The sequence below is a fragment of the Streptomyces sp. TRM68367 genome (assembly GCF_014495685.1).
Lineage (GTDB): Bacteria > Actinomycetota > Actinomycetes > Streptomycetales > Streptomycetaceae > Streptomyces.
Window position 1 is genome coordinate 36,893 of sequence record NZ_JACTVI010000033.1, and the last position, 19,249, is coordinate 56,141.

General features: G+C 69.4%; 19 protein-coding genes. 13 read left to right on the top strand and 6 right to left on the bottom strand.

What is annotated here, in order from left to right; genetic code table 11:
* Position 1 precedes the first annotated feature (1 nt).
* A complete protein-coding gene (locus H8R17_RS21760) occupies positions 2–481 on the top strand; it encodes an SRPBCC family protein (RefSeq protein ID WP_187824887.1) in 480 nt (159 codons plus the stop codon).
* Between the two features lie 26 nt (positions 482–507).
* Entirely contained in the window at positions 508–843 is a 336-nt protein-coding gene (locus H8R17_RS21765) for a TcmI family type II polyketide cyclase (RefSeq protein WP_187824888.1), read from the top strand.
* Positions 844–902: 59 nt separating this feature from the next.
* Here the strand turns inward: H8R17_RS21765 and H8R17_RS21770 are convergent, their stop codons facing one another.
* Both H8R17_RS21770 and H8R17_RS21775 read right to left on the bottom strand, forming a co-directional pair.
* Complete coding sequence (locus H8R17_RS21770; RefSeq protein WP_187824889.1) at positions 903–1,862, bottom strand: amidohydrolase family protein; 960 nt, start codon at positions 1,860–1,862, stop codon at positions 903–905.
* Positions 1,863–1,882: 20 nt separating this feature from the next.
* Positions 1,883–3,511 (bottom strand): FAD-dependent monooxygenase, encoded by a 1,629-nt coding sequence (locus tag H8R17_RS21775; RefSeq protein WP_187824890.1) that lies wholly within the window; start codon positions 3,509–3,511, stop codon positions 1,883–1,885.
* Between the two features lie 146 nt (positions 3,512–3,657).
* On the opposite strand from H8R17_RS21775, the gene H8R17_RS21780 reads away from it, so the two are divergent.
* The 7 genes from H8R17_RS21780 to H8R17_RS21810 all read left to right on the top strand — a co-directional run bounded on the left by H8R17_RS21780 (position 3,658) and on the right by H8R17_RS21810 (position 8,786).
* On the top strand, positions 3,658–4,926 hold the full coding sequence (locus tag H8R17_RS21780) for a cytochrome P450 (protein WP_187824891.1): 1,269 nt from the start codon (positions 3,658–3,660) through the stop codon (positions 4,924–4,926).
* A complete protein-coding gene (locus tag H8R17_RS21785; RefSeq protein ID WP_187824892.1) occupies positions 4,923–5,273 on the top strand; it encodes an antibiotic biosynthesis monooxygenase in 351 nt (116 codons plus the stop codon). Before H8R17_RS21780 ends, H8R17_RS21785 begins: the two co-directional genes overlap by 4 nt.
* 21 nt (positions 5,274–5,294) lie before the next feature.
* Positions 5,295–5,804: a MarR family winged helix-turn-helix transcriptional regulator gene (locus H8R17_RS21790; protein WP_187824893.1), complete on the top strand. Its 510-nt coding sequence runs from the start codon at positions 5,295–5,297 to the stop codon at positions 5,802–5,804.
* 43 nt (positions 5,805–5,847) lie between these two features.
* Positions 5,848–6,186 (top strand): DUF3817 domain-containing protein, encoded by a 339-nt coding sequence (locus H8R17_RS21795; protein WP_187824894.1) that lies wholly within the window; start codon positions 5,848–5,850, stop codon positions 6,184–6,186.
* A 76-nt stretch (positions 6,187–6,262) separates the two neighbouring features.
* On the top strand, positions 6,263–7,963 hold the full coding sequence (locus H8R17_RS21800) for a methylmalonyl-CoA mutase (RefSeq protein ID WP_187824895.1): 1,701 nt from the start codon (positions 6,263–6,265) through the stop codon (positions 7,961–7,963).
* A 58-nt stretch (positions 7,964–8,021) separates the two neighbouring features.
* Positions 8,022–8,252, top strand: coding sequence for a site-specific integrase (locus H8R17_RS21805; RefSeq protein ID WP_187824896.1), 231 nt, complete (start codon positions 8,022–8,024; stop codon positions 8,250–8,252).
* 21 nt (positions 8,253–8,273) lie between these two features.
* On the top strand, positions 8,274–8,786 hold the full coding sequence (locus H8R17_RS21810; protein ID WP_187824897.1) for a hypothetical protein: 513 nt from the start codon (positions 8,274–8,276) through the stop codon (positions 8,784–8,786).
* A gap of 182 nt (positions 8,787–8,968) precedes the next feature.
* Here the strand turns inward: H8R17_RS21810 and H8R17_RS21815 are convergent, their stop codons facing one another.
* Positions 8,969–9,640, bottom strand: coding sequence for a TetR/AcrR family transcriptional regulator (locus H8R17_RS21815; protein WP_187824898.1), 672 nt, complete (start codon positions 9,638–9,640; stop codon positions 8,969–8,971).
* Positions 9,641–9,858: 218 nt separating this feature from the next.
* Between H8R17_RS21815 and H8R17_RS21820 the strand changes: the two genes are divergently transcribed.
* From H8R17_RS21820 to H8R17_RS21835, 4 genes are all read left to right on the top strand, one after another.
* Positions 9,859–10,836 (top strand): tetratricopeptide repeat protein, encoded by a 978-nt coding sequence (locus H8R17_RS21820; RefSeq protein WP_187824899.1) that lies wholly within the window; start codon positions 9,859–9,861, stop codon positions 10,834–10,836.
* Positions 10,837–11,486: 650 nt separating this feature from the next.
* On the top strand, positions 11,487–12,122 hold the full coding sequence (locus tag H8R17_RS21825) for a DUF6230 family protein (RefSeq protein ID WP_187824900.1): 636 nt from the start codon (positions 11,487–11,489) through the stop codon (positions 12,120–12,122).
* A gap of 188 nt (positions 12,123–12,310) precedes the next feature.
* Positions 12,311–12,895 carry a DUF6114 domain-containing protein gene (locus H8R17_RS21830; protein WP_187824901.1) on the top strand — a complete coding sequence of 195 codons (585 nt, stop codon included), beginning with the start codon at positions 12,311–12,313 and terminating at the stop codon, positions 12,893–12,895.
* Complete coding sequence (locus H8R17_RS21835; RefSeq protein WP_399477072.1) at positions 12,885–14,156, top strand: hypothetical protein; 1,272 nt, start codon at positions 12,885–12,887, stop codon at positions 14,154–14,156. Before H8R17_RS21830 ends, H8R17_RS21835 begins: the two co-directional genes overlap by 11 nt.
* A gap of 237 nt (positions 14,157–14,393) precedes the next feature.
* On the opposite strand, the gene pyk is transcribed toward H8R17_RS21835, so the two are convergent.
* The 3 genes from pyk to pta form a co-directional block, all read right to left on the bottom strand.
* Positions 14,394–15,821: a pyruvate kinase gene (pyk, locus tag H8R17_RS21840; protein ID WP_187824902.1), complete on the bottom strand. Its 1,428-nt coding sequence runs from the start codon at positions 15,819–15,821 to the stop codon at positions 14,394–14,396.
* A gap of 73 nt (positions 15,822–15,894) precedes the next feature.
* On the bottom strand, positions 15,895–17,124 hold the full coding sequence (locus H8R17_RS21845; RefSeq protein WP_187824924.1) for an acetate kinase: 1,230 nt from the start codon (positions 17,122–17,124) through the stop codon (positions 15,895–15,897).
* Positions 17,125–17,150: 26 nt separating this feature from the next.
* Positions 17,151–19,241, bottom strand: coding sequence for a phosphate acetyltransferase (pta, locus tag H8R17_RS21850; protein ID WP_187824903.1), 2,091 nt, complete (start codon positions 19,239–19,241; stop codon positions 17,151–17,153).
* Between the last annotated feature and the right edge of the window lie 8 nt (positions 19,242–19,249).

Genomic DNA, 19,249 nt, shown 5'->3' on the forward strand with positions numbered 1-19,249 from the left:
CATGGCAGGACACACCGAGAACGAGATCACCATCGCCGCACCGGTCGCCCTCGTCTGGGACATGACCAACGACCTCGAAAGCTGGCCGCAGCTGTTCAGCGAGTACGCGGCCGTCGAGGTGCTGTCCCGGCAGGGCGACACGGTGACCTTCCGCCTGACCATGCACCCCGACGAGAACGGCAAGGTGTGGAGCTGGGTCTCGGAACGGATCACCGACCGCGACAGCCTCACCGTCCGGGCACGCCGGGTCGAACCCGGGCCGTTCGAGTACATGAACATTCGGTGGGAGTACGAGGAGACCCCCGACGGCACCCGGATGCGCTGGACCCAGGACTTCGCCATGAAGCCGGACGCCCCGGTCGACGACGCCGGGATGACGGACATCATCAACACCAACTCGCCCATCCAGATGGCCCTCATCCGCGACCGCATCGAGCAGGCCGCCGACGAGCGGCGGACCACACCCGTCACGTCCGCCTGAGCGGCGCCGTCGCGCAAGGAGACCTCATGCACCACGCCCTGATCGTCGCCCGGATGGCCCCGCAGTCGGCCCCGGAGATCGCCGAGGTCTTCGCGGCCTCCGACCGCGGCGAACTCCCGCACCTCGTCGGTGTGACCCAGCGATCCCTCTTCCATTTCGGCGACGTGTACATGCACTTCATCGAGGCCGAGCAGGAGCCGGGGCCCGCCATCGCGCGCGTGGCCGGACACCCGGAGTTCCGTTACATCAGCAGCCGACTCGCGGCGTACGTCAGCCCTTACGACCCGCAGACCTGGCGTGGTCCGAAGGACGCGATGGCCCAGTGCTTCTACCACTGGGAGCGGGACGCCGCCGCCCGGTGACGGAACGCGAAGGCCGCTGTCCGCGCCTCGTCTGCGCGGACAGCGGCCCTCTCGTGTGCTCAGCGGTCCAGTGCGGGCATCAGACGCACGGCGTTCTCGCGGTTGATCGCCTGGAGTTGCGCGTCGGAGATGGCCGGATCGTTGTCCAGAGCAGGTGCCACGATGTCGGTGACGACCTGCGCGGGGGTGGGCGGCCAGTCCGTGCCGAAGAGGATACGGCCCGGGTCCACGGTCGCCAGCAGCGTGGGCGTGGCCGAGGGAGACATGGGGCCCGCCGTGTCGAAGCAGAACCGGTGCAGGTAGTCCTGGACCCGGCCCGGCTCGATATCCGGCGTGAGGTGCCGGCCGAAGAGTTCGAGCCGGGTGGCGATGTACGGCAGAAACCCTCCTCCGTGCGGGAGGATGAAGGTGAGGTTCGGATAGCGGTCCAGGACGCCGTTCCTGATGAGGTTGACGGCGGCACGCGTGGTGTCCATGAGGAAGTCGCACACGAACGGCGGCATTCCGGGCAGCCCCGCACCCCCGCCGTTTCCCACCGGTACGTCCATGGGGTGGGTGCTGATGACCGCGGACCGGTCGTTCAGCTCCGCCAGGAGCCGGTCGTGCGCGTCGTCACCGAGATGGACACCGTCCATGCTCGTTCGCGTGCTCACCCCGACGGCACCGAGCTCGTCGAGGCCGTACCGGAGGCTCCACAGGGAGAGCTCCAGGTCGTCGAGGAACACGGGCGTGAAGAACCCGAAGCGCGCGGGATGGCTCTCGACGACGTCCGCCGCTGCCCGCAGGGCGACACGTGCGCTCTCCTGGCGCTCCGCCCGCTCACGCAGCCGCCCCAGCATCGCGACCGTCATGACGGAGGTGCTGATACCCGCCTTGTCCATGACCTCCAGGGCCGCGTTCCGGTCCCAGCGCGTCCACCAGGGCAGCTTCTCGCGGTTGATCGCGCCTCGTTCCTCCGCCCAGTCCAGCCAGTCCGGCGCGGTGAAGTGATGGTGGACGTCCACTCGGCCACTTGTCATAGCCAGGTCCTCTCCGGTGCTCAAGCACGGCACAGTACGGTCTGCAGCACATGCGTCAGGACGCGATCGGGCTCCGGCACGCCGGCGTCCGCCCGCCACGCGACGAAACCGTCCGGGCGTACCAGGACGGCACCGTCCTCGGCCGTGCCGTGCAGCTCCGCCCAGTCGGCGTCCGGTTCGGGAACGAGGTCGTGATCAGGTCCCCGGCCCACGAGATACACCTCGACCGGCACGCCCAGATGCGCGGAGGCCTTCTCGGCCGCATTCCGCCACGCCTGCCCTTCGGGCCCGGCGAGCAGAACAAAGGAGCGCTCGTACACATCCAGCGTGGAGATCCTGACGCCTTCCCTCGTGACCCACATATGGGGCGCTCGGCTCCCCGGCTCGCCGCCCAGCTGGAAGTCCTCGGGGACCACCGGCCGCGCCGCAGGGGCATCCACCACGGCGTGAGACGCATACCGGTAGCAGAGGGCCACGGTCATCAGGTCCGCCGGGTCGTCGTTGCGCCCCGCGGCAGGGCTGAATCCCGGGTGCTGTTCGTCGGCCGCCTGGACGCACGCCCGGGTGCCGGTCGCGAGGGCGACAGGCCGCCGTTCACGCTCGTAGGTGTCGAGCAAGGGCATGCCGGCCAATCCGCGGAGCACCGCGGCCAGTTTCCAGGCGAGATTATGGGCGTCCTGAATCCCGGTGTTGGAGCCGAACGCCCCGGTCGGCGGCATTTCGTGTGCGGAGTCGCCGGCCAGGAAGACCCGGCTCTCTCCGTAGCTGTCCGCGACCCGCTTCGAAGCGTGCCAGGGCGCCCTGCCCGTGATCTCGACATCGAGATCCGGAACGCCGACGGAAGCGCGGATGTGCGCCGCGCACCGCTCGTCGCTGAAGTCCTCCAGGACTTCGCCCCGGTCGGGATACCAGGGCACGTGGATCACCCATCGCTCCTCGTTGTCCACCGGCAGCAGGGCCCCTTCGCCCAGGGGGTCGGTGACATAACAGACAACGAATCGTTTCTCTCCGACGTATTCCTTGAGCGCCTTGCTGCGGAACGTGACGCTGACGTTGTGGAACAGCTCACCGGGCCCTGACTGGCCGATCCCCAGACACCTGCGAACGGGACTTCTGGGTCCGTCGGCGGCCACCAGGAAATCAGCGTTCACGCTGTACGTCTCACCGGTGTCCCGGCGCCTGACCTGGGCCTGTACGCCCTCTGCGTCCTGTGTGAAGGACAGCATCTCCGTGCCGAAGCGGATGTCGCCGCCCTGGGCGCGCGCGTAGTCCAGCAGTACCGGTTCGAGATCGTTCTGACTGCACAGGCACCAGTCCGAGGAGCTGACCCGGGAAACGTCCATGCCGCCGGAGATGTCCCCGACGATCCAGCGGCGCCGGCCCCCGGTGAGGGTGTCCACCTGAAGAACCCCGTCGTTTCCGGCGAGAACGCGGGCAGCCTCCCGGATGCGCGACTCCAGTCCGGCGGTCCGGTAGATCTCCATGGTGCGCACATTGTTCCCGCGGCCACGTGGGTGCGTCGATGTCGCGGCATGCCGCTCCACGACCATGTGCTCAATTCCATGGCGGCCCAGAAAAACGGAAGTGGAAAGACCCACCAGGGATCCGCCGACGACAAGAACTGGTACAGATTCCGCGCGTCCGCTCACGTCGACGATGTTTACCAAGCCGGGCTCCCACACACGCGTCGCAGGGCGAGCCGACCCATATGGCGCAGCGCCGTTTGCGGCACCGCACCGCCCGGGAAACGGTGGCTCTGATCGACGGAACCCACCTCAACCCTCCGGGACCAGTCATGACGCAAGCGTTCGCATCCGAGGAATCCGAGGAACTGTCAGCCCAGGAGGCCGCGGCCGCGGCCTCGGCATGCAGCCGGGAATTCCGGGCCAACCCGCACCCCGTCTACGCCACGCTCCGGGAGACCGCACCCGTATGTCCGCTGTCGCCGCCCCACGGGGTCGAGACGTACCTCATCACCCGGTACGACGACGCTCGCGCCGCCCTGGCCGACCCGCGGCTGAGCAAGGACATGTACGGCGCCATCGACGCCTACCACCGCATCTTCGGTGACTCGTCGATCGCACTGGACGACAACATGCTCTTCTCGGACCCGCCGAAGCACACCAGGCTCCGGCGGATCGTCGGCAATGTCTTCACCCCGAAAAGGGTGGAATCGCTGCGTCCGCGCGTTCAGCAGATCACCGACGACCTGCTGGACCGGTGCTCGGCGTCGGGGTCCGTGGACCTGCTTCCGGAGTTCTGTTTCCCGCTGCCGCTCCATGTGATCTGTGAGCTTCTGGGCGTCCCGGAAAACGAACGCAGGCAGGCTCAGGAGTGGTCCGCCACCGTCGCCAGGACCGGCTTCGGTCCGGAGGCGAGGAAGAAACTGGAGCTGGCCGAGGGAAACCTGCGCGACTATCTGGTGGACCTGATCGCACGGAAGCGCCAGGAGCCGGACGGGGCCCTGCTCAGCGCACTCGTCACGGCACAGGACGAGGACGGCGCGCTCACCGACCACGAACTCGTCTCGACGGCGTGGGTGCTGCTGTTCGCGGGCCACAAGTCGACGGCGTACCAGATCGGAAATGCCGTCTACCATCTGCTCGTCCACGAAGACCAGCGCCGACTGGCATTCCGGGACGCGGGCGCGACAGCCGCGGCCATCGAAGAGATCTTCCGGTTCGAGAGCTCCGTGGAGAATTCGACGTTCCGCCACGCGAAAGAGGACGTCGTGATCCGCGACACGATCATCCCGAAGGGTGCGCTCGTCCAGATCTCGATCACCGGAGCCAACCGGGACCCCGAGGCATTCGAGGATCCGGACCGGCTGGACGTCGAGCGCCCCAACGTCCAGGCGGCTCACCTCGCGTTCGGCCTCGGCCCGCACTACTGCATCGGCGCGCCGCTGGCCCGGCTGGAGATGCAGATCGCGCTCACTTCGCTCTTCGGACGGTACCCCCGCATGACTCTTGCCGGAGGGCCGGAAGACGCACGCTGGCTGACCGTACCGTTCCCCGCCTTCCGCGGGCTGGCAGAACTTCCGGTCACCCTCGACCCGTCATGACCGGCGCACGTGTGCGAGTCATCCGCATGCTCCGCGTGCGGGAAGGAAGGGAAGCGGATTTCGTGGCGGCCTATCAGGGCGTGCTCGAACGCGCCGTGCGATTCCCCGGCCACGTCGGTGAACAACTGTGCCGTTCCCTTGATGATCCCGGCCAGTGGTTGCTCACCAGCGAGTGGGAAAGTCTCGAAGCCGTCAGGCAGTGGCGCACCGATCCCGATCACGCCACCCTGGTCGAGCCGATGAACGCCTGCCTGCACGACGACCGGTGGACAGCCGCCTTCGAAGTCATGGCCATGGCTGCCGGCCAGGAAAACCGAACGGCGAGACGGGGGCTGACCAGCATGTGACCGGCCGGTAAGGTCTGGTTCGTGTCCAAGCCCCTCGGTCTCTCCTTCGACCCCATCGCCCGCGCCGACGAACTGTGGAAGCAGCGCTGGGGAAGCGTGCCGTCCATGGCCGCCATCACCTCGATCATGCGCGCGCACCAGATCCTGCTCGCGGAGGTCGACGCGGTGGTCAAGCCGTACGGACTGACGTTCGCGCGGTACGAGGCGCTGGTGCTGCTCACCTTCTCCAAGTCCGGCGAGTTGCCGATGTCCAAGATCGGCGAGCGGCTGATGGTGCACCCGACGTCGGTGACGAACACCGTGGACCGCCTGGTGAAGTCCGGCCTGGTGGCCAAGCGCCCCAACCCCAACGACGGCCGCGGCACGCTCGCCACCATCACCGACAAGGGCCGCGAGGTGGTCGAGGCCGCCACCCGCGACCTGATGGCGATGGACTTCGGGCTCGGCGTGTACGACGCCGACGAGTGCCTGGAGATCTTCGCGATGCTGCGCCCGCTGCGGATCGCGGCGCAGGACTTCGAGGCGGAGTGACCCCGGCCGAGATCGCCCGGAACGGGCGGTTACGCTCGACGGCATGAAGAAGAGCGTGCTGACCCGCTACCGCGTCATGGCCTACGTCACCGGCGTCCTGCTGGTCCTGCTGACCCTCGGCGTGATCGCCAAGTACGTGCTTGACCTCAACGGCGCGGACGGCTTCACACGTGTCGTCGGCATCGCGCACGGCTGGCTGTACGTCGTGTACCTGATCTTCGCCTTCGACCTGGGCTCCAAGGCGAAGTGGCCGGTCGCCAAGCAGCTGTGGGTGCTGCTGGCCGGGACGATCCCGACGGCCGCCTTCTTCGTGGAGCGCAAGGTCAGCCACGAGCTGGAGGCGAAGCTCGCGGAGCAGGCGCCCGCGACCGCCAAGGCGTAGCCCTTACCGCCGTACGGACGAACGTGCGGCGGTCAGCCATCGACATTTACTAGGACGTCCAAGTAAATTCGAGGGTATGGACGCTGACGCCATCGAGGAGGGCCGCCGTCGCTGGCAGGCCCGGTACGACGCCGCTCGCACGCGGGAGGCGGACTTCACGACGCTCTCCGGGGATCCCGTGGAGCCGGTGTACGGGCCCAGGCCCGGCGACAGGTACGAGGGCTTCGAGCGGATCGGCTGGCCGGGGGAGTATCCGTTCACCCGCGGCCTGTATCCGACCGGCTACCGGGGGCGTACGTGGACCATCCGGCAGTTCGCCGGGTTCGGGAACGCCGAGCAGACCAACGAGCGCTACAGGATGATCCTCCGCAACGGCGGGGGCGGGCTGTCCGTGGCCTTCGACATGCCGACGCTGATGGGGCGCGACTCCGACGATGCGCGGTCGCTGGGCGAGGTCGGGCACTGTGGTGTGGCGATCGACTCGGCGGCGGACATGGACGTGCTGTTCCGGGACATCCCGCTCGGGGACGTCACCACCTCCATGACCATCAGCGGGCCGGCCGTTCCGCTGTTCTGCATGTACCTCGTCGCCGCCGAGCGGCAGGGCGTGGATCCGTCCGTGCTGAACGGCACGCTGCAGACGGACATCTTCAAGGAGTACATCGCCCAGAAGGAGTGGCTCTTCCAGCCCGAGCCGCATCTGCGGTTGATCGGCGATCTGATGGAGTACTGCGCGTCGCGCATCCCCGCGTACAAGCCGCTGTCGGTCTCCGGCTACCACATCCGCGAGGCGGGCTCGACGGCCGCGCAGGAGCTGGCGTACACGCTGGCGGACGGGTTCGGGTACGTGGAGCTGGGCCTGTCGCGCGGGCTGGACGTCGACATGTTCGCGCCCGGGCTGTCCTTCTTCTTCGACGCGCATGTCGATTTCTTCGAGGAGATCGCCAAGTTCCGGGCGGCGCGGCGGATCTGGGCGCGGTGGATGCGGGACGTGTACGGGGCGAAGACCGAGAAGGCGCAGTGGCTGCGGTTCCACACGCAGACCGCGGGGGTCTCGCTGACGGCGCAGCAGCCGTACAACAACGTGGTGCGGACGGCTGTGGAGGCGCTGGCGGCGGTGCTGGGCGGGACGAACTCGCTGCACACGAACGCGCTCGACGAGACGCTGGCGTTGCCGAGTGAGCAGGCGGCGGAGATCGCGTTGCGGACGCAGCAGGTGCTCATGGAGGAGACCGGGGTCGCCAATGTGGCCGATCCGCTGGGGGGTTCGTGGTTCGTGGAGCAGTTGACGGACCGGATCGAGGCGGAGGCGGAGAAGATCTTCGAGCGGATCAAGGAGCGGGGACTGCGGGCGCATCCGGACGGGCGGCATCCGATCGGGCCGGTGACGTCGGGGATTCTGCGCGGGATCGAGGACGGGTGGTTCACCGGGGAGATCGCGGAGTCGGCGTTCCGGTATCAGCAGGCGCTGGAGAAGGGCGACAAGAAGGTCGTCGGGGTGAACGCGCACACCGGGTCCGTGTCCGGGGATCTGGAGATTCTGCGGGTCAGTCATGAGGTGGAGCGGGAGCAGGTGCGGGTGCTGGGGGCGCGGAGGAGTGGGCGCAATGACTCGGCCGTGCGCTCCGCGCTGGATGCGATGGTTGAGGCGGCGCGGTCCGATGCCAATCTGATCGAGCCGATGCTGGAGGCGGTGCGGGTGGAGGCGACGCTGGGGGAGATCTGCGGGGTGCTGCGGGACGAGTGGGGGGAGTACACGGAGCCGGCCGGTTTCTGAACAACCCCGGCTCCGGTGCCGGATCCGCGTGCCAGGATGGGCCGCGGAGGAGGGCACCGTGGGCTGGGATCCGTACGAACTGCTGGAGCCGTGGCTGGACGCGACCGTGTATCCCCCGCGTACGCGCGAGAACTACCGGGAACACGTCGGGCTCCGGCACTGCCGTGAGGCCGAGCTGCCCTGGGACCGGGTCGCCGCTCAGCACATCGCCCTGTGGGCCCATCGGCCCGGGGCGCCCCACAGCGCGACGGCCCGGCGCGTCTCCGCCGTCCGTTCCTTCTACGCGTAAGCCCTCCGGGGGGACGCCGTCGTGTACAACCCGGCGGCCCGCCGTTCCCGTCTCACGAATCCGGCCCAGTTGACGCCGGCGGGCCTCGATCCCTGGCAGATCGCCGTGCTCCTCGCCGCGTTCGACGAGCGGGGTCCGGCCGAGTCGCGCCACCCTCGCCAGGACCGCGCCTGCGGCTACCTGCAACTCGGCCTCGGGCTGCGCTCCGGCGCGGTGCTGGCCATCTGCCTCGACGACCTCAGCACCGAGCGGGAGGTCGGTCGTGGCGCCGACACACTGCGGCTGTCCGACCCGGGGGGAGGGCACCGCATGGTCCCCCTGCCGGCGCTGCTCGGTGAGGCCGTCAGCGCCTACCTTCCGCGCAGGCGTCCGCCCCGTGACAGCACGCGTGGCGGGCCGCTCTTCACCGCCCGTACGGGCATCAAGATGCCGAGCCGCTACCCGCATGACCTGCTGCGGGCGGTGGCTGGGGGGAGCGGTCTGCTTTCGCGGCTCGTATCAGATGGCCCAGGCGGGCGGGCGTGGTCACGATGACCTTGTGCGGGGCGTCGCTCTCGCTGGCGGAGGGTTCCGTCGGGGGCGGCGGCGAGGTAGAGGGAGCCTGGTACTGCCTGCGCTTCGGGTGTGGTCGACGCGGCTGACGCCCGAGTATGTCCGTGTACTGGCGGTCCAGTCGGAAGGCTACGGCACCCTCGGTTGTGGCGTGTCGTGGCTGCTCATCGTCGAAGAGGTTGCGGATCTTCATGAGTGAGGGAGGAGACCACCGCCGTCACCCCGCCGACCAGCAGCGTGGTGAGGCGGCCGATCCACTCGGCGTCGGCGGGTTCCGCGCTCACCAGCGTACGGTGCACCACTGCGCCCGCCACCACGTCGAAGATGAGGTCCGCGGTGCGGGCGGCCGCCGCGGGGTCGTCCTCCGGCGGCAGCTCGCCGCGTTTCTGCGCACGTGCCCGGCCCTCGAACACCAGACGTTTCTGGCGGTCGACGATCGACGTGCGGATGTGTTCCCGCAACGCGTCGTCCCGTGTCGACTCCGCGACCACCGCCATCAGCCCGCTCTTCGCCTCGGGGCGGGTGAGGATCGATGCGAACTGGAGCACCACGCCCTCGATGTCCGCGGCCAGGCTGCCGCGGTCGGGGAGTTCGAGTTCGTCGAAGAGTTCCGCGACCGCGTCGACGACCAGTTCGTTCTTGCCCGCCCAGCGGCGGTAGAGGGTCGTCTTCGCCACCCCCGCCCGCGTCGCCACGTCTCCCAGGGTGAGCTTCGACCAGCCCAGTTCGACCAGCGCCGCCCGCGTCGCGGACAGGATCGCGGCGTCCGCGGCGGTGCTGCGCGGCCGGCCGGTGCGGCTGGCGGGCGCGCGGCTCGCTGGGGTGCGGCTCTGCATGCCATGACCATAGACCGGTGGGTGTTGTGTGGCCGTGAGGGAGATCACCGGGGGGTGGTGTTCCGCGAGTGCTGCCGGGTATTACGCTACGGGGCGTAGCGAAAGTTGGTGCGACGACCACCTGGCGCCGGTGGGGACCCGGCGCCGAACAACACACCGGCGGACCGGCCTTCACGCCGCTTTTCACATGTGCGCGCAGAACGGGGGAGGATAGACGCATGCAGCCACGGAACATGTCCATGAGCGGAGTCGTCGACCTCTCCGCGGTGAAGGCGGCCCAGGAGGCCAAGGAGAAGGCGGAGCAGGCGCGGGCCCAGGCCGCCCGGCAGGGCGGGGGAGGGGCCGTATCGCCCGCCGATCTCGTCATCGACGTCGACGAGGCGGGGTTCGAGAGCGACGTCCTGCAGCGGTCCACCGAGGTGCCCGTCGTCATCGACTTCTGGGCCGAGTGGTGCGAGCCCTGCAAACAGCTGAGCCCGGTCCTCGAACGTCTCGCCGTCGAGTACAACGGGCGGTTCGTGCTCGCCAAGATCGACGTCGACGCCAACCAGATGCTGATGCAGCAGTTCGGGATCCAGGGGATCCCGGCGGTGTTCGCCGTCGTCGCGGGCCAGGCGCTGCCGCTGTTCCAGGGTGCCGCCGGTGAGGCGCAGATCCGGCAGACCCTCGACCAGTTGGTGACCGTCGCCGAGCAGCGCTTCGGGCTGACCGGCCTGACCGTCGCCCCGGACGCCGAGCCGGGCGACGCGTCCGAGGAGGCGCCCAGCCGGCCGGCGGGGCCGTACGACGCCGTGCTGGAGGCTGCCGTACAGGCGCTGGACTCGGGAGATCTGGCCGGGGCCGTCCAGGCGTACAAGAACGTGCTGAACGAGGACCCGGGCAACTCGGAGGCCAAACTCGGGCTCGCCCAGGCCGAGTTGCTCCAGCGGGTGCAGGGCGTCGACCCGCAGCAGGTGCGCAAGGACGCGGCCGACCGGCCCGGTGACCCGCAGGCGCAGATCGCCGCGGCGGATCTGGATCTCGTCGGCGGCCATGTCGAGGACGCGTTCGGCCGGCTCATCGAGACCGTGGGGCGCACGGCCGGTGACGACCGGGACACCGTGCGGATGCGCCTGCTGGAGCTGTTCGAGGTGGTCGGCGCCGAGGATCCGCGGGTGATCGCGGCCCGCCGGGCCCTGGCGCGCGCCCTGTTCTGAGTGGGGCGCACACCCGGGTGCTGACCAGTTGCTAAACACTGGGGCATGTGATGCCCGAGTGAAAAAATTGCCGACAGAGTGTCACTGCGGCCGCGCTTTACCAAAACTTGGTAATCGCGGCCGCTGTTACTGCGAGTAAGTCGCTGACGTTGATCTGTCGGGTTCTGTCCAGCGATCAACGGGTTTGCCCACAGGATGGACGACACCCTCTGTGGCCGAGTGGGACCGCGGGGTCGTTGTTCGGTCATCCGGCCGTTACTAGTGAGTAACGAACCCCCTTGTGCCGACGGCGAGAATGGACCACGATCGGCCACGCTCGGTCCATTCCCGTACCCCGGCAGCCGGTTGGGGCGACGGGACTTCCTGGGTCCCCACCGGGCAGAGCCGGCGGCAGTGGCGCCGGCTCTTGGACAGGGGGGTCTTCGCCTCTCGGCGAAGCCTGTCCAGCAAGGTTGTGCGTGATGCGTGTCAGGCGCGACCAGTGGTTGTCGCTCGGGGGTGATCGCCAGTGATTCGGGCGCGTTCCAGCGCCACCGAGCGCGGGCGCTCTCCTTTCCGAGGACGTAGCACTTCTCCCATCCCTGCCCGGCCGAGCCGCCGACTGGGGGCCCGACACAGGGCAGGCGATGTACGTCCGAGAAGGAGGAAAAATGGAGTCCCAGGTGCGTGGCGGGACCAGATGGAAGCGGTTCGCTGTGGTGATGGTGCCCAGCGTCGCCGCCGCGGCATGTGTGGGTGTCGGACTCGCGCAGGGTGCGCTGGCCGCGTCGTTCAGCGTGTCCGGCCAGCAGTTCAAGGTGACGGCCAGTCACCTGCACGGTGACGGGTTCGCCCAGTACGGCGGTCTCGACAACGTCTACACCTCGCCCGAGGGCAAGGACAAGAAGCGGGTCCCGGTCGCGATCTCGTCGTTCACCGACGCGACGATCAAGAACATGTGTCAGTCCGTGGCCACGCCGATCCCCCTCATAGGCAAGACGGTCTACCTCCGTCTTGAGGCGGGCAACAGCAAGCCGGTCGAGGCTCACAACCTCTACATCGACGTCGCTCAGCTCGACGCCGATGCCGAGTTCAAGAACATCGACATCGGCGTTGCGGTCCAGGACAAGACGCGTGGTCCCGAGGTCAAGGACAAGTCCGTGCTGCCGGGTGGCTTCGCCCAGCAGGCGGAGTCGGCCGACCTCTACGGCGTCAAGCAGACGGCGTGGGCGACCACGGCCGGTACGTTCAAGCTCAGCGGCCTGTCGATGCGTCTCGGCATGGACAAGAACATGGAGTGCTACTGACGGCCTCCGTCACACGGGCACCCCGGGGCGGCTGAGCTCCCCCAGGGGCGGGGAAGCTGTCGCTTCTCCGCCCCGAGGGCCCGGCCCGGCCGTGTACCGGGCACCTACACAGACTCAGATCTTCCGGCTTCTCCACGCCTACGGCCGAGCCGGTACGTACTTTCACCGGACCGAGGGAGCTGTTTTCCATGAGTGCCGAGACTCCGGTCCAGAGCGCCGGGACCTTCACCCGGTTGCGTCGGCGATTCCGCGCCTGGCGGGGCAACCGGCCGTTCTGGGCAGGACTGTTCACCATCCTCGGCGGGGTGCCGATCGCCTACTTCCCCTACGCCACGTTCAAGCTGGGCACCATGTCGCTCACCATGGCGACCACCGCGGGGGCCGGCTCCCTCATCATCGGGGTTCTCCTGATCACGCTGGGCCTGACCATGTGGTATCAGCAGGCGACGCGCATCTTCGCCGGTATCGCGGCGATCATCCTCGCCCTGGTGTCCCTGGTGGTCTCCAACATCGGCGGCTTCATCATCGGATTCCTGCTGGCGATGGTCGGCGGCGCGCTCGCCGTCTCCTGGGCGCCGGGCGACGCGGCGTCCTCGGACGCCGGGCAGAAGGAGGCCGACCGGGGGCCGACGGGAGAGGGCGCCCCCGGATCCGCTCCGGAGGGCACCGCGGGTGAACCGGGTGAGCCGCACTATCCGTACGGGCCTGGCGACGGCGGACCGGCGGGCGGCATCCGGGCAGAGGAGCGCAACGGGGGGTACCGTGTCGGCTGACGAGGCCCGCGACCAGAACCCTGCGGCCCCGGCACGGGTGAGAACGGGGCCGCGTCACGCGGCCCCCAGGAAGCCGCTGTTCACCCGGTTCCAGATGCCGGCCGGCAAGGCGATAGCCATGGCGGCGATGCCCACGGCGGTCCTCATGGGCATGGGGTTCACGCCGACGCTCGCCCTCGCCGACAGCAACACGTCGACGACGCCGCCGTCGAACAGCCTGACGGCCGACGAGTACAAGGACTGTGTGGCGGCCCTGGACGCCGAGAAGGGCAAGGACGCCACGCCCGCGCCTTCTCCCTCGGCGAGCGACGACGCGGCCGCCGGCAAGGACAAGGGCACGTCGGCTTCGGGTGCCGACGACAAGGGCGACAAGGCCGAGCCCGCGCCGGAGCCGTCGGCGCCCCAGTCCGGCTCGGACGCCGGGCACGCCGGGGACAAGTCCACGCCGTCCCCGTCCCCGTCCGAGAGCGGGGGCAACCTGCTGGAGGACATCGGCGACGCGCTCGGCGGGATCTTCACCGGCGGCAAGTCGGCGCAGACCCCGACGCCGACGCCGACGCCGACGCCGTCGACGTCTTCCTCGCCCGAGAAGCCCGAGGACGCCGCCAAGGACGCCTCCGGCACCGTCAAGGACACCGCCGAGAAGGCCACCGGCACGGTGAAGGACACGGCCGAGAAGGCCACCGGCGCCGCGAAGGACACCGCCGAGAAGGCGGCGGAGGGCGCGGCCGGCAAGGACGGCGACGCCGCCGCCTCGCCGAGCCCGTCGGGCTCGCCCGCCGACCCGGAGGACTGCCCGGCCGCCACGGACGACAAGGGCGGGATCGACAACAAGATCCTCGTGCCCGACGACCCGTGGTACCTGCAGGCCAGCTCGCTGACCCTGAAGGGCGCCGACTACCAGGGCGTCGTCGAGGTGAAGACGGCCAACGGCTCCACCAAGAAGGTGCTCAAGTACGTCATCTCCGACGGCACCGACATCGGCGACCTGCACCAGCTCGTCAAGGACAAGAGGTCCGGCAAGACCTACCACGTGCAGGCGGCCAAGGGCTCGACATCCACGATCCGGGACGGCAAGACGGTGATGTACACGGAGAGCATCTCGGGCAACCTGCTCGGGCTCATCCCGGTCACCTTCGACCCGGAGCACCCGCCGCCGCTGAACATCCCGTTCATCTACTTCACCAACGTGAAGGTCACCCAGGCCGGCCAGTTCGGCGGCACGCTGACCGTTCCCGGGATGCAGCAGTACGTGACCTGACCGGCCGGCCGTACAGGCCCGCCGCAAGCCTCTCCGGGAGCCGCGAAGGACTGTGCCCCCGCCGGGTTCCGACCCGGCGGGGGCACAGTCCGCTGTGAGGGACGGCTGGTGTCGCCGTCGGGCCTCCACGGCCGCCGTCGCCTTGGGGCCTCGCCGAGGAAGAGACCGAAAAGCGAGGGCGACCCCTACTTACCGGCGGGAGGGCGCCCTCGCTGTCGTAGAGCTGTTTCTGCGGCGTCAGCCGCGGCCCTCGCCCAGGTGGTGGATGCGGACCATGTTGGTGGTGCCGGGGACGCCGGGCGGGGAGCCGGCGGTGATGATCACGATGTCGCCCTCGTGGAACTGGTCCATCTTGATCATCTCCTGCTCGACCAGGTCGACCATCTCGTCGGTGCTGTTGACGAACGGCACGACGTACGGGTCCACGCCCCAACTGAGCGTCATCTGGTTGCGGGTGGACTCGTCCGTGGTGAACGCGACGATCGGCTGGGCGGCGCGGTAGCGGCACAGGCGGCGGGCGGTGTCGCCGGACTGCGTGAAGGCCACCAGGCCCTTGCCGCCGAGGAAGTCGGCGATCTCGCAGGCCGCGCGGGCGACCGAACCGCCCTGCGTGCGCGGCTTCTTGCCGGGCACGAGCGGCTGGAGCCCCTTCGACAGCAGTTCCTGCTCGGCCGCCTGGACGATCTTCGACATCGTCTTGACGGTCTCGATCGGGAACGCGCCGACGCTCGACTCGGCGGACAGCATGACCGCGTCCGCGCCGTCCAGGATCGCGTTGGCCACGTCGGAGGCCTCGGCGCGGGTCGGGCGCGAGTTGGTGATCATGGACTCCATCATCTGGGTCGCCACGATCACCGGCTTGGCGTTGCGCCGGCACAGCTCGATCAGGCGCTTCTGCACCATGGGGACCTTCTCGAGCGGGTACTCGACGGCCAGGTCGCCGCGCGCGACCATCACGCCGTCGAACGCCATCACGACGTCCTCCATGTTCTCCACCGCCTGCGGCTTCTCCACCTTGGCGATGACCGGGACGCGGCGGCCCTCCTCGTCCATGACGCGGTGCACGTCCTCGACGTCCTTGGCGCCCCGGACGAAGGACAGCGCGACCAGGTCGCAGCCCATGCGGAGGGCGAAGCGCAGGTCCTCGACGTCCTTCTCGGACAGCGCCGGGACGTTGACGGCCGCGCCGGGCAGGTTGATGCCCTTGTGGTCGGAGATGACGCCGCCCTCGATGACGATCGTCCTCACGCGCGGGCCGTCGACCTCGGTGACCTTCAGCTCGACGTTGCCGTCGTTGATGAGTACCTGGTCGCCCTTGGCGACGTCGCCCGGCAGGCCCTTGTAGGTCGTCCCGCAGATCGTCTTGTCGCCCGGGACGTCCTCGGTGGTGACGGTGAACTCGTCACCGCGCACCAGCTCCACCGGGCCCTCGGCGAAGGTCTCCAGACGGATCTTCGGGCCCTGCAGGTCGGCGAGGACCCCGATGGGCCGGCCGGTCTCCTTGGCGGCGGCCCGGACCCGGTCGTACCGGCCCTGGTGCTCGGCGTGCGTGCCGTGGCTGAAGTTGAAGCGGGCCACGTTCATGCCGGCTTCGATCAGCGCGACAAGCTGCTCGTGGGAGTCGACCGCGGGGCCGAGAGTACAGACAATTTTCGAACGGCGCATGGAGCGATCCTATCGGTTTGTTTCGCTACCGAATATTCCGGCTGGCGGAAATGACAAATGAGGAAGTCGGCGCTCAGCTGTTCTTTCCGACCAGTGCGTACGTCTGGGTGGCGATCTCCAATTCCTCGTCCGTCGGCACCACGGCGACCGCGACCCGCGCGGAGGCGGGGGAGACCAGCCGCGGCTCGTCGCTCCGTACGGCGTTCAGCTCGCCGTCGACGGCCAGGCCCAGTCCCTCCAGGCCCGCCACGGCGGCCTCCCGCACCGGTGCCGCGTTCTCGCCGACCCCGGCGGTGAAGGCGACCGCGTCCACCCGGCCGAGGACGGCGTAATAGGCGCCGATGTACTTCTTCAGGCGGTGAATGTAGATGTCGAAGGCCAGCTGCGCCTGCTCGTCGCCCGCGTCGACGCGGCGGCGGATCTCCCTCATGTCGTTGTCGCCGCACAGACCGATCAGGCCGCTCTTCTTGTTGAGAAGAGTGTCGATCTCGTCGGCGGACATTCCACCAACGCGCATCAAATGGAAGATGACGGCCGGATCCATGTCTCCGGAGCGCGTACCCATCACGAGTCCCTCCAAAGGCGTCAGCCCCATGGAGGTGTCCACGCACCGGCCGCCCTCGACGGCCGACGCCGAGGCGCCGTTGCCGAGGTGCAGCACGATCACGTTCACCTCTTCCGGCGCCTTGCCGAGCAGCCGCGCGGTCTCCCTGGAGACGTACGCGTGCGAGGTGCCGTGGAAGCCGTAGCGCCGGATCCGGTGCTCGTCGGCGGTCCGCACGTCGATCGCGTAGCGGGCGGCCGGCTCCGGCATCGTGGTGTGGAAGGCGGTGTCGAAGACGGCGACCTGGGGCAGGTCGGGGCGCAGCGCCTGGGCCGTGCGGATGCCGGTGAGGTTGGCCGGGTTGTGCAGCGGGGCCACCGGTATCAGCCGCTCGATCTCGGCGAGCACGTCGACGTCGACGACGGTCGGCTCGGTGAAGTGCTTCCCGCCGTGCACCACGCGGTGGCCGATCGCGGCCAGCTCGGGCGAGTCCAGCCCCAGTCCGTCCTTGGCCAGTTCGGCGGACACGGCCTTCAGCGCGGCCTCGTGGTCGGGTATCGCCCCGGTCCACTCCCGGGTGTCCGCACCGGCGGGGGTGTGCTTGAGCCGGGAGCTCTCCTCGCCGATCCGCTCGACGAGGCCCACGGCCAGGCGGCTGCTGTCGCGCATGTCGAGCAGCTGGTACTTCACGGACGAGGAGCCGGAGTTGATGACGAGGACGCGCGAAGCGAAGGGGGCCGAGCGAAGCTCGTCGGACAGGGCGGTGGTGGGTGACGGGTGGGCGGTCACTGCTGGGAAGCCTTCTCGATCGGGGACTGTGCCTGGATCGCCGTGATGGCGACGGTGTTGACGATGTCCTGGACGAGGGCGCCCCGGGACAGGTCGTTGACCGGCTTGCGCAGACCCTGCAGCACCGGTCCGACGGCGATCGCGCCGGCCGAGCGCTGCACGGCCTTGTAGGTGTTGTTACCTGTGTTGAGGTCCGGGAAGATCAGCACCGTCGCCTGCCCGGCGACCTCGGACTCCGGCAGCTTGGTCGCCGCGACCGACGGCTCCACGGCGGCGTCGTACTGGATGGGCCCCTCGATCCTCAGGTCGGGCCGCCGCGCGCGCACCAGCTCGGTCGCCTCGCGCACCTTGTCGACGTCGGCGCCGAAGCCGGACGTGCCGGTCGAGTACGACAGCATTGCGATCCGCGGCTCCACCCCGAACTGGGCGGCGGTGGCCGCCGACTGGACCGCGATGTCGGCGAGCTGCTCGGCGTTCGGGTCGGGGTTGACCGCGCAGTCGCCGTAGACCAGGACCTTGTCGGCCAGGCACATGAAGAACACCGAGGAGACGATCGAGGCGCCCGGCTTCGTCTTGATGATCTCGAAGCCGGGGCGGATCGTGGCCGCCGTGGAGTGCACCGTGCCCGACACCATGCCGTCGGCCAGGCCCTCCTGCACCATCAGCGTGCCGAAGTAGTTCACGTCGGAGACGACGTCGTACGCCAGCTCCACCGTGACGCCCTTGTGGGCGCGCAACCCCGCGTACAGCTCGGCGAAGGAGTCCCGCAGCTCGGCGGCGGACGGGTCGATCAGCTGGGAGTCGCCGAGGTCGATGCCGAGGTCGGCGGCCTTCTTGCGGATCTGGTCGACCGGGCCGAGCAGGGTGAGGTCGCAGACGCCGCGGCGCAGCAGCACCTCGGCGGCGTGCAGGACGCGCTCCTCGGTGCCCTCGGGCAGAACGACCCTGCGCCGGTCCGAGCGGGCCTGCTCCAGGAGCTTGTGCTCGAACATCATGGGCGTCACGCGGTCGCTGCTGGGCGCCGAGACGCGGCCGGCGAGCGCGCCGGTGTCGGCGTACCGCTCGAACAGGCCGAGCGCGGTCTCCGCCTTGCGCGGGGTGGCCGCGTTCAGCTTGCCCTCCAGGGAGAACAGCTGCTCCGCGGTCGGGAAGCTGGTGCCGGACACCGAGAGCACGGGGGTGCCGGGTGCGAGGCGGGCGGCGAGGGTGAGGACGTCGTCGCCGGGCACCTCGCCGAGGGTGAGCAGCACGCCGGCGATCGGCGGGGTGCCGGCGCTGTGCGCGGCGAGGGTGCCGACGACCAGGTCGGCGCGGTCGCCCGGGGTGACGACCAGGCAGCCGGGGGTCAGGGCGGGCAGGAAGTTCGGCAGCATGGCGCCGCCGAAGACGAAGCCGAGCACGTCCCGGGCCATGCCGGAGTCGTCGCCGATGACCACCTCGGCGCCCAGGGTGTGGGCGATCTGGAAGACCGTCGGGGCGGACAGGGCCGGCTCGTCGGGCAGGACGTAGCAGGGGACGGGGAGCCGGCCGGCGAGCTGCCCGGCGATCTCGTCCCGGTCCTCGCGGGCGACCCGGTTGGTCACCATGGCGAGGACGTCGCAGCCCAGGGTGTCGTAGGCGCGGAAGGCGTTGCGGGTCTCGGCGAGCACCGACTCGGTGGTGTGCTTGCGGCCGCCCACGACGGGGATCACGGAGGCGCCGAACTCGTTCGCCAGCCGGGCGTTGAGGGACAGCTCGTCGGGGAGCTGGGTGTCGGCGAAGTCGGTGCCGAGGACGAGGACGACGTCGTAGTCACGGGCGACCAGGTGGAAGCGGTCGACCAGGGTGGACACCAGCTCGTCGGTGCCGAACTCGGCCTGGAGGGCGGACGCCTCGTGGTAGTCCATGCCGTACACGGTGGCCGGATCCTGGGACAGCCGGTAGCGGGCGCGCAGCAGCTCGAACAGGCGGTCGGGAGCGTGGTGGACAAGGGGGCGGAAGACGCCCACCCGGTCGATCTGCCGGGTCAGGAGCTCCATGACCCCCAGCTCGACGACCTGGCGGCCGTCGCCGCGGTCGATACCGGTCACGTACACGCTGCGGGTCACGCGTGCTC